The sequence below is a fragment of the Tropicimonas isoalkanivorans genome, from assembly GCF_900112335.1.
Taxonomy (GTDB): Bacteria; Pseudomonadota; Alphaproteobacteria; order Rhodobacterales; family Rhodobacteraceae; genus Tropicimonas; species Tropicimonas isoalkanivorans.
Window position 1 is genome coordinate 46,021 of sequence record NZ_FOLG01000001.1, and the last position, 12,888, is coordinate 58,908.

The 12,888-nt window shown below is 63.7% G+C and carries 12 protein-coding genes; 8 read left to right on the plus strand and 4 right to left on the minus strand.

Annotated elements, in window-relative coordinates; genetic code table 11:
• The first annotated feature begins 474 nt into the window (after nucleotides 1–474).
• On the plus strand, nucleotides 475–684 hold the full coding sequence (locus BM075_RS00200) for a hypothetical protein (protein WP_245758696.1): 210 nt from the start codon (nucleotides 475–477) through the stop codon (nucleotides 682–684).
• A 15-nt stretch (nucleotides 685–699) separates the two neighbouring features.
• Here the strand turns inward: BM075_RS00200 and BM075_RS00205 are convergent, their stop codons facing one another.
• Nucleotides 700–1,905, minus strand: coding sequence for a PQQ-dependent sugar dehydrogenase (locus BM075_RS00205; protein ID WP_093358311.1), 1,206 nt, complete (start codon nucleotides 1,903–1,905; stop codon nucleotides 700–702).
• A gap of 85 nt (nucleotides 1,906–1,990) precedes the next feature.
• Nucleotides 1,991–3,994, minus strand: a complete 2,004-nt coding sequence (locus BM075_RS00210; protein WP_093358313.1) for a multiheme c-type cytochrome — start codon at nucleotides 3,992–3,994, stop codon at nucleotides 1,991–1,993.
• 203 nt (nucleotides 3,995–4,197) lie between these two features.
• Between BM075_RS00210 and BM075_RS00215 the strand changes: the two genes are divergently transcribed.
• The 4 genes from BM075_RS00215 to BM075_RS00230 all read left to right on the plus strand — a co-directional run bounded on the left by BM075_RS00215 (nucleotide 4,198) and on the right by BM075_RS00230 (nucleotide 7,702).
• Nucleotides 4,198–5,088 carry a polyphosphate kinase 2 family protein gene (locus tag BM075_RS00215; RefSeq protein WP_093358315.1) on the plus strand — a complete coding sequence of 297 codons (891 nt, stop codon included), beginning with the start codon at nucleotides 4,198–4,200 and terminating at the stop codon, nucleotides 5,086–5,088.
• Nucleotides 5,089–5,125: 37 nt separating this feature from the next.
• The gene (locus BM075_RS00220; protein ID WP_093358318.1) at nucleotides 5,126–5,626 is read left to right on the plus strand and encodes a TrmO family methyltransferase domain-containing protein; all 501 of its coding nucleotides are present in this window, start codon (nucleotides 5,126–5,128) and stop codon (nucleotides 5,624–5,626) included.
• A gap of 726 nt (nucleotides 5,627–6,352) precedes the next feature.
• Nucleotides 6,353–7,009: a Hint domain-containing protein gene (locus tag BM075_RS00225; protein ID WP_093358320.1), complete on the plus strand. Its 657-nt coding sequence runs from the start codon at nucleotides 6,353–6,355 to the stop codon at nucleotides 7,007–7,009.
• Nucleotides 7,010–7,360: 351 nt separating this feature from the next.
• A complete protein-coding gene (locus BM075_RS00230; RefSeq protein WP_093358322.1) occupies nucleotides 7,361–7,702 on the plus strand; it encodes a hypothetical protein in 342 nt (113 codons plus the stop codon).
• 22 nt (nucleotides 7,703–7,724) lie between these two features.
• On the opposite strand, the gene BM075_RS00235 is transcribed toward BM075_RS00230, so the two are convergent.
• Nucleotides 7,725–8,516 carry an enoyl-CoA hydratase gene (locus BM075_RS00235; protein WP_093358324.1) on the minus strand — a complete coding sequence of 264 codons (792 nt, stop codon included), beginning with the start codon at nucleotides 8,514–8,516 and terminating at the stop codon, nucleotides 7,725–7,727.
• Between the two features lie 263 nt (nucleotides 8,517–8,779).
• On the opposite strand from BM075_RS00235, the gene rplM reads away from it, so the two are divergent.
• Nucleotides 8,780–9,238 (plus strand): 50S ribosomal protein L13, encoded by a 459-nt coding sequence (gene rplM, locus BM075_RS00240; protein ID WP_093358326.1) that lies wholly within the window; start codon nucleotides 8,780–8,782, stop codon nucleotides 9,236–9,238.
• Nucleotides 9,239–9,243: 5 nt separating this feature from the next.
• The gene (gene rpsI / locus BM075_RS00245) at nucleotides 9,244–9,732 is read left to right on the plus strand and encodes a 30S ribosomal protein S9 (RefSeq protein ID WP_093358328.1); all 489 of its coding nucleotides are present in this window, start codon (nucleotides 9,244–9,246) and stop codon (nucleotides 9,730–9,732) included.
• A gap of 143 nt (nucleotides 9,733–9,875) precedes the next feature.
• Here the strand turns inward: rpsI and BM075_RS00250 are convergent, their stop codons facing one another.
• Nucleotides 9,876–11,687, minus strand: coding sequence for an extracellular solute-binding protein (locus tag BM075_RS00250; protein ID WP_093358329.1), 1,812 nt, complete (start codon nucleotides 11,685–11,687; stop codon nucleotides 9,876–9,878).
• 388 nt (nucleotides 11,688–12,075) lie between these two features.
• Here BM075_RS00250 and BM075_RS00255 point away from each other — a divergent pair, with 388 nt between their 5' ends.
• Nucleotides 12,076–12,849: a 3-hydroxybutyrate dehydrogenase gene (locus BM075_RS00255; RefSeq protein ID WP_093358331.1), complete on the plus strand. Its 774-nt coding sequence runs from the start codon at nucleotides 12,076–12,078 to the stop codon at nucleotides 12,847–12,849.
• The last annotated feature ends 39 nt before the right edge of the window (nucleotides 12,850–12,888 follow it).

A 12,888-nucleotide genomic window follows, 5' to 3' on the forward strand; every position in this document is an offset into this window, starting at 1 on the left:
CGGAGACGGGACGAGCAAACGGTTTTTTTGAGGGTGGTCTCCGGCCGGACGGCTACAGGACGACGCATGATGTGGCTGTATTTGGGAAAAGCGCTTCAGGTTTCGCCATGCGCGTCAATTGAGCGAGGCGGCGTACCCGGGGCCGACGCGAAGTTGCTTGGCTATAGTCGGCCCCGCGCAGCATCCACGGGTCCCAGATCTTTCAAATGTTGCACGTCGAGTGGCGCGAAGGTCGGTGAAATGACGCGGGGGCGAGCGATTAGACGGGCTCGCCCAGACTGTATCAAGACGGTGCCCAAGACGGTGCTGGTCGCGCGGTCACACGTCCGAAACCGGAATGGCTCTGGCCCGTCGCCGAGGGTTCGGCGTACCGTGGAGACGGCGAGACGGGCAGAACCTGCTGGACGTTGGCGCCGAGGGACGACACAGATGCGCGGTGCGGCGCGGCGGCCGCGCACAGCAAGGAGACGCGACGTGAAGCTGCTAGACCGCAACGACCCGTTTTTCGCCCCGCTCTGGCGACGCGTGGTCATCGTGGCCGTGACGCTGGCCTGGAGCGTCTTTGAGTTCGTGGCCGGCTCTCCCTTTTGGGGAATCCTCGTCGGGGCCATCGGGATTTACTGCGTTTACCAACTGTTCGTCGTCTTCGAACCTCGGGAGCCGGGGGACAGCGATCCGTCGTGACGCTGCGCGAACGCCCTAGTCCGATGGCGTCAGGCGCCAGAGCGCGCCGTTGTCAGCATCCGTGAGCACCATCACCGACCCGTCGTTCGCCACGTCGACATCGCGAATGCGGGCCTCGTCCTGCAGATGGCGAGCCTCGCCCGTGACGCGCCCATCCTCCAGCGTGAGCCTGACGAGCGCTTTGCTTGCCAACCCGCCGATCAGGAAGCTCCCCTGCCACTCCGGGAAAACGTCGCCTTCGTAGAGCGCCATTCCACTCGGTGCGATCACCGGATCCCAGTAGTACACCGGCTGCTCCATGCCGTCTTTCGCGGTCAGGCCCTCGCCGACCGGCGCGCCGGAATAGGTCTCGCCGTAACTGATGACGGGCCAACCGTAGTTTCGGCCGGGCTCAGGACGGTTCAGTTCGTCGCCGCCTTGTGGGCCGTGCTCGACGGTCCAAAGCGCGCCGTCCGGGCCAATCGCTGCGGACTGAAGATTGCGGTGCCCATAGGACCAGATCTCGGGCCGGCCGCCGTCGATGTCCGGGTTGCCCTCAGCCGGCCCGCCTTCCGGCGATAGACGGAGCACTTTCCCGAGATGGGTCGTCACGTCCTGCGCCAGATCACGCGGGCCGAAGCGCTCTCCGGTGGTCACGAACAGCGCGCCATCGGGGGAGAAGACCAGCCGGGAGCCGTAGTGCGCGGTAGAGTCCCAGGCCGGTTCCTGATGGAAGATGACCTCGACGTCTTCCAGTTGCGTGTCGTCCGGGGAAAGCACGCCCGTGGCCACGGCCGTTCCGGTTTTACCACCGTCGCGCGGCTCAGCGAAGCTCCACCAGACACGGCGAGTCTCGTCGAAATCCTCGCGGATCGTCACGTCCAGCAAGCCCCCCTGGCGGCGGCTGTCCACATCGGGGAGGCCTGCAATGGGATCGGACAGGGTTCCGTCCGCCGACACGATCCGCAGTCTGCCCGGCCGTTCGGTGACAAGCCAGCGGCCGTCCGGCAGTTGGTCCATCCCCCAAGGGTGCGACAGCCCTTCGGCCACCGTCTCGCGGGAGAGGGCTACGGGATCGTCGATCACCGGGGCGCGCGTCTGCTCGGGGAAGGCCGGCTGCTGGTCCGGTGCGTTCGGTGGGGCCTCGTTGAAATCCTGTGCGCAAGCTTGCGTCGCCAGTGCGACGGTGAGGGCGCAGGCAAGGGCGGGGTGGCTGGGCAGGGCGGGCAGTGTGCGGCTCATCTCGTTTCCTCCGGTGTGTCCTCACCTGAAAGGGTGGGGCAGACCGCGACCGTTTCCATGTAAAACAGTCGCAAAAACGCGTGAGCTAGGGCAGCTGACCGTCGAGCGAGAGCAGGCCAGGGTCCTCCGGCAGCTTGGTCAGCGCCTCGTCGAGAGTTTCGCGCGCCAGGTCTTCCTCGCCGCTGGCCGACTGGAGCCGAACGAGCATGGACCAGGCCGCAGCGAGGTGCGGATCCATGCGCACGGCCTCCCTGAAGGCTTCAAGCGCGCCGGGCAGATCGCGTTTGGTCATGGCCATTCCGCCAAGGATCATTTGCGTTTCCGGATAATCCGCATTCGACGCAAGGGTCGCCTGCCATTCCTCCATGGCTGTCGAGAGCGCTTCGGTTACCTCCGCCGGCAATGCGTCGGCCGATACGGCGAGCATCTCGCGGGCCGCAGTGATCCGAACAACGCGAACGTCGTCCATGAGCAGGGGCCACACGCGTTCAACCATGTCCGTCAGCGGGGCAGGGCGCTGGATCGCGAGGGCATTGCTTCGCACCAGGGGATCGGGGTCGTTCAGAAGTCCGGCCAAGCGATCGGCCTGCTCCGGCGTGGCGGAGGGGGCCAGCAGTTCCAGCGCGGTGGCGCGGACGATGCCGGGCAGGGTCTCGGCCAGCGCGATCTTGGCCAGGTCGTCGCCGACATCGGCTACGCTGCCGGTCGGCTCCCCCCCTTGGGCGGCATGGAAGACCGCAGCGAAGGGGGCTTCGCGATAGGCCGAGTTCGGGAAACGTCGGTCGAGTTCCTCCTGCGCCCAGTACGGTCCCTCCGCGGCATGGCAGTCGGTACAGGCGTTGGGCGCACCGGTGGCAACGGTGAGGTCCGGGCGGGGGACGCGGAACGAGTGGTCGTGCCGGCGGTCGACCCCCATGACGTCGCGTGCGGCCATGTGGCAGGAGACGCATTGCGCGCCGTCCGACCCCTCAGGATGGAAGTGGTGGTCGGGCGAGTCGTAGGGTGCGCGGCGCAGGTCGGGGAAGTCTGGCGTGCCCCCAGGCGAATGGCAGGCGGTGCAGACGGCATTCCCGGTTGCCACGGGTGTCGCGCCGTGCACCTCGTGGCAATCGGAACAGGTCACGCCACTGGCCTGTTTCGAGGACTGCAGGAACGAGCCATATTCGTAGGCCTCACCCATGATCTGACCGTCCGGATAGTAGAGCGGCGGGCGCAGGGTGGAGAGGACGAGGGCGTCATTGAACGGCGTGCCGGGAACCGGGGAGTGGCTGAAGAGCGGGCTGCGGGCGGCGTGGCAGGAGGCGCAGAGTTCGATCTCGGCATTCGGGTCCGTGGGCTTGAAGTCAATGGTCAGCCCGGTCGGCCCCAGCCCCTCCGGTGGATCGGCGTTATCGCTGGATGCGCGCCTCTGCGCCCAGTCGAGATGCGCCGAGGCGGGGCCATGGCAGGCCTCGCAACCGACGCCGATCTCCTGCGCTGTGCTGGCATAGCGTTGGGTTTCCGCGTCGTAGTTGCGGCTGAAGTTCGTGCTGTGGCACTCCGCGCAGCGGGCGTTCCAGGTCCGGTACGGGCCGGTCCAACTGTCGCCGTTTGCCGCCGGCAGCGCGTCCTCCGGCGTGATCTGGAACCAGCGCTGACCAACTGTGTCCCAGGCGAGGTCGAAGCTTTGGAGGCGGCCCGGCTCCGTTTCGATGAGGTATTGCTGCACGGGCGACGTGCCGACCACGCCCGCGACCGGCCATCGCGTCATCTGGTCGTCGGGTCCGACGCTCTCGATATAAAACGTGTTATCCCTGCGGGTGAAGGTCGTCTTCATCCCGCGGTGGGCCGAGGTCGCGGTGTTGAAATCGCCAAGAACGTTTGACGCCGTCGGCTGTGTCCAGGCGAGATGGTGGGGCGAGTCCGTCCAGGCAACGGTCTGGTCCGCGTGGCATTCCGCACATGCGGAACTGCCAACGTATGCCGGCGCAATCGGATCCGCGCCTTCCGGCGTATCCGTTTCAGCCGCATGGACGGCCGCCGCAGTCCCTGCAATAACAATCAACGCGCCCCGGAGCGCAGCCCTCCAGCGCCACGTGCGACTCGCCATGGTCGCCGCCCCTTTATCATCCCGGGAATATCCTAGCGCAGGAGCGCGGCGACACGCCAGCGCCGCGACTGTCCGTCCCGGTCTCTTTGCCGTGACGGAGCCGACCGGGTGGCGGGAACGCGGTTGCCGCGCACCGCGGCGGTGCTACCTTCCGCGCAACCTCATTGCAACGCGCGCGAGGACGCGGGAAGGACGGATTGCTCATGAAAGCCAAAGACCTCGCAGCTCGCCACCGTGTCGAGGACGGCGAGAAATTTCGACTGAAGGATGTCGACCCCGCGGACACGGCCGGCGTCGACGTGGACAAGTCCGATGCGAAGAAGCTGATAAAGGACTGCAAGAAGTCCCTGCGAAAGCTGCAGGAGCGGCTCTACGCCGAGAACAAATCCTCCGTCTTGATGGTGTTGCAGGCAATGGACGCCGGCGGCAAGGACAGCGCCATCGAGCACGTCATGAGCGGCATCAACCCGCAGGGCTGCGATGTGCATTCGTTCAAGCAGCCGGGCCCGGTGGAACTTGACCACGACTTCCTGTGGCGCCACGCCATTTCGCTTCCGTCCCGCGGGCGGATCGGGATCTTCAACCGGTCGCATTACGAGGAGGTTCTGGTCGTTCGGGTCAACCCGTCCATTCTGGAGGCGCGGGACCTGCCGGCGAAGGCGTTCGACGACGATTTCTGGGAGATGCGGTTCGAGGATATCCGGGCGTTCGAACGCCACCTCGCCAACAGTCGCACCGCGGTGCTGAAAGTTTTTCTGCACATCTCCAAGGAGGAGCAGGCGCGTCGGTTCCTGGATCGGATCGACGAGGCGGACAAGAACTGGAAGTTCTCCGCAAGCGACATCGAGGTGCGCGAGCGGTGGGACGACTACATGCGTGCATACGAGGACATGATCCGGAAGACTGCGCGCCCCCACGCGCCCTGGTACGTGGTTCCGGCCAACAACAAGTGGTACGCGCGAATGGTCATCTCCAGCGTCCTGACGGAGACACTCGAACGGCTCGATCCGCAGTTCCCGGAGGTCGATGGCGATTTTCGGTCCAGAATGGCCGAGGCCCGCAAGACGCTTGCGCGCGACGCGGGCAAGCGCTGACCGGGGCGCCCCGATAGGCTTAGGAAGGACGACGGCCATGGCCACTCACTCTTCGGTATCGCTGAGGCCCGGCGAGGAATGTCTGGAGGAACCGCTCTGGCTGGAAGAAAACGCCCGACTCTGCTTCATCGGGCGCGTCCGAACGCCGTGGGGTCCCGAGGACTGCCCCGGCAACATTGCTGCGGCGCGGGCGACGGGGCAGGGGGCGCGGATCGAGCTTGCCGATGGGATGGAGCGCGGGCTCGTCGGGCTCTCCGTAGGACAGCCGATGGTCGCGGTGTACTGGATGGACCACGCGCGACGGGATCTGATTGTCCAAGCCCCGCGCCATTGCGACGGCCCTCGTGGGACCTTCGCGTTGCGCTCGCCGCACCGGCCGAACCCGATCGCGCTGTCAGTGGTGACGATCCGCGCGATCGACGCCGCGGCCGGCGTGCTGGAGATCGACGCACTGGATTGCTTTGACGGGACGCCCTTGCTGGACCTCAAGCCATGGCTCCCAACGGTCGATGCGCCGCACCGGGAGCAGACCGAATAGGCGGAAAGTGCTCCGAACGAATCAGTTGGACCGGCAAGACTTGGCTGAAAGAAGCACAATCGTACCTCGTTCTGCCCAATTGGTGCGCTGCACCGCCCTCCAATGACTGCCTCATTTTTGCCACGAATGTTTACAAACCAGTAACACTCGGCGGGGTGAATGGGTGGCTTTTGTTGACTGCAGCGAAACAAAACCGAGGGCCGGGTTGAGACGCGATTCGTACCTTAACCTTCGGAATGCCGGGAATTACCGCGATGCGACGGCGAGATAGCCGCGTTGGGGTGCCGCCGCGGCGGGTCACAGCAGGAAACAATGAGCCCCGCGCTCGCGCGACAAACGCGTCAACACCTCTCCGCGAACCTCACGCGACACGCCACGGTTCTGCCCACTTTCGGACATTTTTGCTTCCGCGTCGCAGCGCCTACGGGTTAAGATTTCCTTACCCGATGAGGGGGATCTACGAAGGCCACGGGAGCTGCCGCTGAATAGACCGTGACGCTGCTGACTGCGAAACAGGACGAAAGGTAAAAGGGTTCCGCACCCATGCGGGGCCGCCGCGAAGGCTGGGAATGATACGTCCAATGGACGATCCCGGATTAATTTTTGCGGATTGATGAAACCTTTCTGAATTTGCTGCGGTGCAACATTCGAGGCGGTTAACGGTTTCGGTTGGGGAATGCCCCACGTGGTCGAAATCGAACGCAACGCATGGAAGCGATCTAGCAGATGATTGACCCGCAGCAGCGCACATCTACGGAGGCCGGTCGCACGCCGGTGCCGGCGTGGTCGTCGCGGGTTTGCTGCTTCACTCCGGGCACGATTGTGGCGACGCCGGCGGGAGAACGCCCGGTGGAAGATCTGAAAGCGGGCGATGCGATTGTGACCCGAGACCACGGTATCCAGAAGATCCGTTGGCATGGCCGCAAAGACGTCTCCTCTGCCCTCGTGGCAAAGGCGCCGCAGCTCCAGCCGGTGCGCATCGGTGCCGGTGCCCTGGGTAACGGATTGCCGGAGCGGGACATGGTCGTGTCGCCGAACCACCGGATGTTACTCGTGGGCAGGCAGGCCGATCCTTGCCTGCAGGATGACGAGGTTCTGGTCGCTGCGAGACATCTTGTCTCCGCCAGCAAAGGCATCGGCCGCCTGAGGGCGGGCGGTGTGAGCTACATTCATTTCATGTGCGACAAGCACGAGATCGTCCGCGCCGACGGTGTGTGGACGGAGAGTTTTCAACCCTCCGATGAGGCCATCAAGGGGTTGGGAAGCGCGCAGCGGACCGAGATCTTCGAGATCTTTCCCAATCTGCGCACATCGACAGGGCGCGCCGCATATGTGGCGGCCCGCAAATCGCCGCGCGCAAGCGAGGTGGCAGTATTACATTGATTGGGTACGAGTGTTTTTCCGGTGGTATTGCGAGTGTTTTGAACGGGTAAGTGGTGCGGTAATGGGTGCGGACGAGTAATTTTCAGACAGTAATTACGTAATGAGTGCGCTTTAAGTGACGAGTTCTGCCCCTATTAGCGGGCGTCGTGGGGGTGACTGAGCGGGAGAGCCTGGGGGCTCTCCCGCTGCAGTCAGGTTACAGAATATCCGCCCAATTTCTTGGGTGCCTGAAAAGACTCACTATTTCGTAAAGTTTCACGCCATGGCAATCGACCAGCCCGTCCGGCTGGTTCGTAAGCTATTCTGCCTGCACAACAAAATGGCCGCGAACGCGCGACCGTAGAGGCAGGCATGAACTTGGAAGATGATACGGGCCCGTGGCGGCCCGCGCGGGGAGCGATACTCTCCGGAACCGTCACGACATTCAAACGTGATGACGTCGTGGACACTGAGGATGGGTGCAAACCTGCTGTGAGGCTTCGGCCGGGCGACCGGTTGGCCGTCGGCGGGGCAGGGTCCCAGCAGCCCATTCTATGGGTTGCGATCGGCGCCGACGTCCGCGTGTTCCTGGCCGAGGGTCAAACGCGTCGCCTCGGCTGCCCGATCGTCGGGCGCGTTTCGTCCCAAACCGGGAAATTGGTGATGGATGGCGGGCGGGTGCCGGCACCGGCTGCGCGACTGGTGCTGCACTAACCATTCGGGCTGGGCTCAGCGATCACCTTGCCCAGTCCGGCTTCCGTTTCGCGAGAAACGCGTCGATCCCCTCGTCGGTATCCCGCCAGAGCATGTTTTGCGTCATCACTTCCGCAGCGTGGGCATAGGCCGCGTCCATCTCAAGGTCGATCTGGTCGTAGAAGGCGCGTTTGCCGATCTTTACCGCCGCATCCAGTTTCCCAGCGACCGTTTTGGCCAGGTCCAATGTCTTTTCGCGCAGCTCAACGTGTGAAACCACGTGATTGACCAGCCCGACCTCGCGTGCCCGGTCGGCGATGATGAAGGCTCCAGTGGTCAGCATTTCGAAGGCCACCTTGCGCGGCACGTTGCGGGTGAGGGCGACCATGGGCGTTGAGCAGAACAGCCCGATGTTGACGCCGTTGACGCCGAACCGCGTTCCCTCCGCGGCAACCGCCATGTCGCAGGAGGCGACGAGCTGGCAGCCGGCGGCAGTGGCGATGCCGTGCACCTCGGCTATGACCGGTTGCGGCAAACGTTGCAGGCCGAGCATCACGTCGGCGCACCGGCGGAAAAGATCGGCGAAGTAGGACGCGCCGGAATCCTCGGCCTGCCGCCCGAGTTGCATTTCCTTCAGGTCGTGGCCGGCGCAGAAAACCTTTCCTGCACCGCGCAGGATGACGACGCGCGTGTCGCGGTCGTTTTCCAGGGCGGCGATCTCCGCGCTCAATGCCGCCAGGAGGTCGTCGGACAGCGCATTCAGTGCGTCGGGGCGGTTCAAGGTCAGTGCCGCGATGCCGTCACGGTCCGCCCGCACCAGGATTTCGTCAGCCATTCATTCCTCCCGAGGTTTCCCGAACAGTACCCGGCGGGCGACAAACCGGAAGACCCATTGTGGTCGGTTGTGATTGGCGGATACCTGGTGTTCTGCCGCTCGAATTTGGGGTATTATTATACCGTAATTACAAGTGACTGTTTTTGATAGAAAAATTTGATACCTTTGCACTTGACCGAACGGCGGAAATCCTTAGAACCGCTCCATCAATCGCCTCGGGCGCCGTTTTGGTCGCCCCCCGACGAAGCACAAGAGCAAGAACCATGAAAACCTACACCGCGACCCCCGCGGAGATCGAAAAGAAATGGATCATCATCGACGCCGAGGGTGTCGTGCTGGGCCGTCTCGCCTCGATCGTCGCAAATCGCCTGCGCGGCAAGCACAAGGCGACCTTCACCCCGCACATGGACATGGGCGACAATGTCATCGTGATCAACGCCGACAAGGTGCAGATCACCGGCAACAAGCGCGCCAAGCCGAACTACTGGCACACCGGGTATCCGGGCGGCATCAAGTCCCGCACCACGGATCAGATCCTGAAGGGCGAGCATCCTGAGCGCGTCGTCATGCAGGCCGTCAAGCGGATGCTGCCGGGCAACCGTCTCAGCCGCCAGCAGATGACCAACCTGCGCGTCTACGCCGGCACCGAGCATCCGCATGAGGCCCAGCAGCCCGAAGTGCTCGATGTCAAAGCCATGAACAAGAAGAACACCCGGAGCTGAGGCACATGGTCGAAGAAGTTAAATCCCTCGCCGAACTCGGCGAAGTCGCCGAAGGCACCGTTCCCGGCGTCGAGATCGAAGCGCCCCGCGAGCCCGTCCGGGACGAGCTGGGCCGCGCTTATGCCACCGGCAAGCGGAAGGACGCGGTTGCCCGCGTCTGGATCAAGCCGGGCTCTGGCAAGGTCACCGTCAACGGGCGGGACATCACCGTCTATTTCGCACGTCCGGTGCAGCAGCTGATCCTGAACCAACCGTTCCAGGTCGCTGGTGTGGAAGGCGAATTCGACGTGGAAGCCACCGTCAAGGGCGGCGGTTTGTCCGGTCAGGCCGGCGCGGTGAAGCACGGCATCTCCAAGGCGCTGCAGCTCTACGATCCGAGCCTGCGCTCGTCGCTCAAGGCTGCCGGTTTCCTGACCCGCGATGCCCGCGTCGTGGAGCGCAAGAAGTTCGGTCGCCGCAAGGCCCGCCGGAGCTTCCAGTTCTCCAAGCGCTGACCTGCGCGAGACAGTATCCAAGGAAAGGGCCGCACATGTTGCGGCCCTTTTTGTTGGCGAAAAGCCGGGGTCGTGATCCTGGGCTACGTGCGCATGGGCGAGGCAGGGTCGGCGCCGGCCTGCTGGACCGGCGCCTTGGGGGATCACTCCTCCACCCACCAGACATCCGGCATAAAGCCGATCCAGTCGCCGTACATCGAGATCTTGTCTTCGGGGTACTTCAGCGACGCTTTGTGGGCGATGCGGCCGACCGGGGAATACCAGATGGGGATCACGTAGCGCCCTGTCGTCAGCACCCGGTCCAGCGCCTTCACCGTGGCTTGGAAGTCGTCCTGGTCCTCAGCATTCAGCATGGTGTCGATCAGGTCCTCCACCACCGGGTTGTCCATACCCATCCAGTTGCGCGTGCCTGGCTTGGTCACGCCCTCGCTTCCCCAGTAGAGAGTCTGCTCGTTGCCGGGGCTCAGCGACATGAGCCGGACGTAATAGGCCATGTCGAAATCGTAGTTGTCCGTCCGCTCGGTGTACTGGGCGGAATCCACAGTCACGATGTTGGCGACGACGCCGATCCGTTTGAGCTGCTGTGCGTAGAGCTCGGCGATGTTGATCGTCTGCGTTGCGCCGGACCGCAGCAGGATGTCGAATTCGAGAGCCTCCCCGTCGGCTTTCTTCATCACGCCGTCCTGCACCGTCCAGCCGGCCTGTTGCAGAATGCGTAGGGCTTTGCGGGTGTTGGACCTGTTGGCCTCCGTGCCGTCCGAGACGGGCAGGGCGTAGCCTTCCAGGGCGCCGGGCAGCAGTTGGTCGGCGTACGGCTCCAGCAGGTCCTTCACCTTGCCCTCGGCGGGGCCGTGCGACATCGCCAGCACCGAGTTCGTGTAGTAGGAGCCGATGCGGGGCTCTTCGCCGCCATTGATCGCGTCGTTGATGAATTCGAAGTTGAACGCGTGGATCAGGGCGTCCCGCACCCGCCAGTCGTCGAAGGGGGCGCGGCGGGTGTTCATCACCAGCCCACGCATGCCGCCGGGCCGCTCGTGCGGAATTTCCGACAGGACGACGTCTCCCGATCGGACGGCGGGGAAGTCGTAGGCCGTGCGCCATTTAGACAGGTTCAATTCCCGATTGGCGGAGAGCTCCCCGGCGCGAAATGCCTCGAAGGCAACGTCGGCGTCGCCGAACCATTCATAGCGGATCTCGCCGATATTGTGCTGGCCGCGGTTGAACGGAAGGTCCTCCCCCCACCAGTCGGGGTCCTTCACCAAGGTCATGAACCGACCCGGCTCGTATGCGCCAATGACGTAGGGTCCCGAGCCGATCGGGGCTTCGAGCGAACTCTGGTCGAAGGGTTGGTCGCCCTCCACCTTTTTCAGGATCGGTCGTAGTCCGAGGATGAGCGGCAATTCCCTGTCGGGCGTGTTGAAGGTGAAGCGGACCGTCCGCTCGTCCACGGCTTCCGCACTCGCCACCTTCGTCCAGGCGCCTTGGTAGCGGGGGTGGCCCAGCGTCCCGAGCGTCTCCATGGACCAGAGCACATCCTCGACCGTGACGGGCGAGCCGTCGGAGAAATGGGCTTTGGGTCGCAGCGTGAATTCGACCCATTCCCGGTCCGGGCCGGTCTCGACTGATTCGGCCAACAAACCGTAAAGTGTGAACGGTTCATCGTAACTTCTGCCCATCAGGCTCTCGTAACCGTAGTACCGCTGCCCGTAGACGGAGTTGCCTTTGAGGATAAATGGATTGAGACTGTCGAAGCCACCGACCTCCGAGGACACGATCCGGCCACCTTTTGGGGCATCGGGATTGACGTACGGCAGAGACACAAAATCCGGTGGCAGAGCCGGCTCCCCATACATAGCTATGCCATGCGATGGATCGGCCGAAACGAATCCCCCTGGGGCCGCCAATGCGAGCGCGATGCCTAAAGGTTCCAAAAGCCTGAAAAAATCCCGTACCATTTCGGCAACAATCCCTCTCTGCCCTTGTTTCTTTGGCCCGGAGGCTATGCCTTGCTGTCAAGGTTTTCAAACTTTTACCTTGGACTCCGACGCGCGTTTGCGTATAACTAAGTCACTGCTCGATAGGTTTCTTGCCTGTATGAAACCTGCCTCAATGACTTGACGCCCGCCTTGTGCGGGCGTTTTTTTTGGACCGTCGGGCCGGTTTCCGCAAGCCCCGAAAATGCCTCAATCGCGCCATCGTCATGTCCGAATTGAAGCGGCGTCCGCGGCGCTCTCGCGGAGGTTATTGGACCCTGCGGCGTGGCGTCTTACCTGAGCGATCTCTGATTTTCATTTCGCGGGCGCAGCATGTACGCTGCGCCGGTAGAGCAATGGGGAGAATGCAATGTCGCTACAAGGTAAAACCGCGGTCATCACGGGCTCGAATTCCGGGATCGGGCTCGGCGTGGCGTGGGAGTTGGCGCGGGCGGGTGCGGACGTGGTTCTGAACTCGTTCACCGACAACGACGAGGACCACGAACTGGCGGAAAAGATCGCCAAGGAAACGGACACGAAGGCCCGTTACATCAAGGCGGACATGTCGAAGGGCGACGAATGCCGTGCTCTTATCGAGCAAGCTGGCGCCTGCGATATCCTGGTGAACAATGCCGGTATCCAGTACGTGGCGGCGATCGACGAATTTCCGGTGGAGAAATGGGACGCGATCATCGCGATCAACCTGAGTTCCTCCTTTCACACCACCGCGGCGGCCTTGCCCAAGATGCGTTCGGCGGGCTGGGGCAGGGTCATCAACATCGCCTCTGCCCATGGGCTGACCGCCTCGCCGTACAAATCGGCCTATGTCTCGGCCAAGCATGGTGTGGTCGGCATGACCAAGGTGATTGCACTGGAGACCGCGCAGGAGCCGATCACGGCCAACGCGATCTGTCCGGGCTACGTGCTGACGCCGCTCGTGGAGGCGCAGATCCCGGACACGATGCGGGAGTATGACATGAGCCGCGAGGACGTGATCAAGAACGTCATGCTGGAGCGGCAGCCCTCCAAGGAATTCGCCACGGTGGAGCAACTGGGGGGCACCTGTGTGTTCCTCTGTTCGCCGGCGGCCGACCAGATCACCGGGACCACGATCAGCGTGGACGGCGGCTGGACGGCGCTCTGAGCGGCGCGTCACGCAAGGGGGGCCAGCCCCCCGTCGCGG

Bases quoted from the DNA above. Each gene is read 5' to 3' on its own strand.
- BM075_RS00220 (WP_093358318.1), top strand. From the start codon at position 5,126: ATGGCCACTCACTCTTCGGTATCGCTGAGGCCCGGCGAGGAATGTCTG.
- BM075_RS00235 (WP_093358324.1), bottom strand. From the start codon at position 8,516: ATGGCTGACGAAATCCTGGTGCGGGCGGACCGTGACGGCATCGCGGCA.
- BM075_RS00225 (WP_093358320.1), top strand. From the start codon at position 6,353: ATGATTGACCCGCAGCAGCGCACATCTACGGAGGCCGGTCGCACGCCG.
- BM075_RS00255 (WP_093358331.1), top strand. From the start codon at position 12,076: ATGTCGCTACAAGGTAAAACCGCGGTCATCACGGGCTCGAATTCCGGG.
- BM075_RS00230 (WP_093358322.1), top strand. From the start codon at position 7,361: ATGAACTTGGAAGATGATACGGGCCCGTGGCGGCCCGCGCGGGGAGCG.
- rplM (WP_093358326.1), top strand. From the start codon at position 8,780: ATGAAAACCTACACCGCGACCCCCGCGGAGATCGAAAAGAAATGGATC.
- BM075_RS00215 (WP_093358315.1), top strand. From the start codon at position 4,198: ATGAAAGCCAAAGACCTCGCAGCTCGCCACCGTGTCGAGGACGGCGAG.
- rpsI (WP_093358328.1), top strand. From the start codon at position 9,244: ATGGTCGAAGAAGTTAAATCCCTCGCCGAACTCGGCGAAGTCGCCGAA.
- BM075_RS00205 (WP_093358311.1), bottom strand. From the start codon at position 1,905: ATGAGCCGCACACTGCCCGCCCTGCCCAGCCACCCCGCCCTTGCCTGC.
- BM075_RS00210 (WP_093358313.1), bottom strand. From the start codon at position 3,994: ATGGCGAGTCGCACGTGGCGCTGGAGGGCTGCGCTCCGGGGCGCGTTG.
- BM075_RS00250 (WP_093358329.1), bottom strand. From the start codon at position 11,687: ATGGTACGGGATTTTTTCAGGCTTTTGGAACCTTTAGGCATCGCGCTC.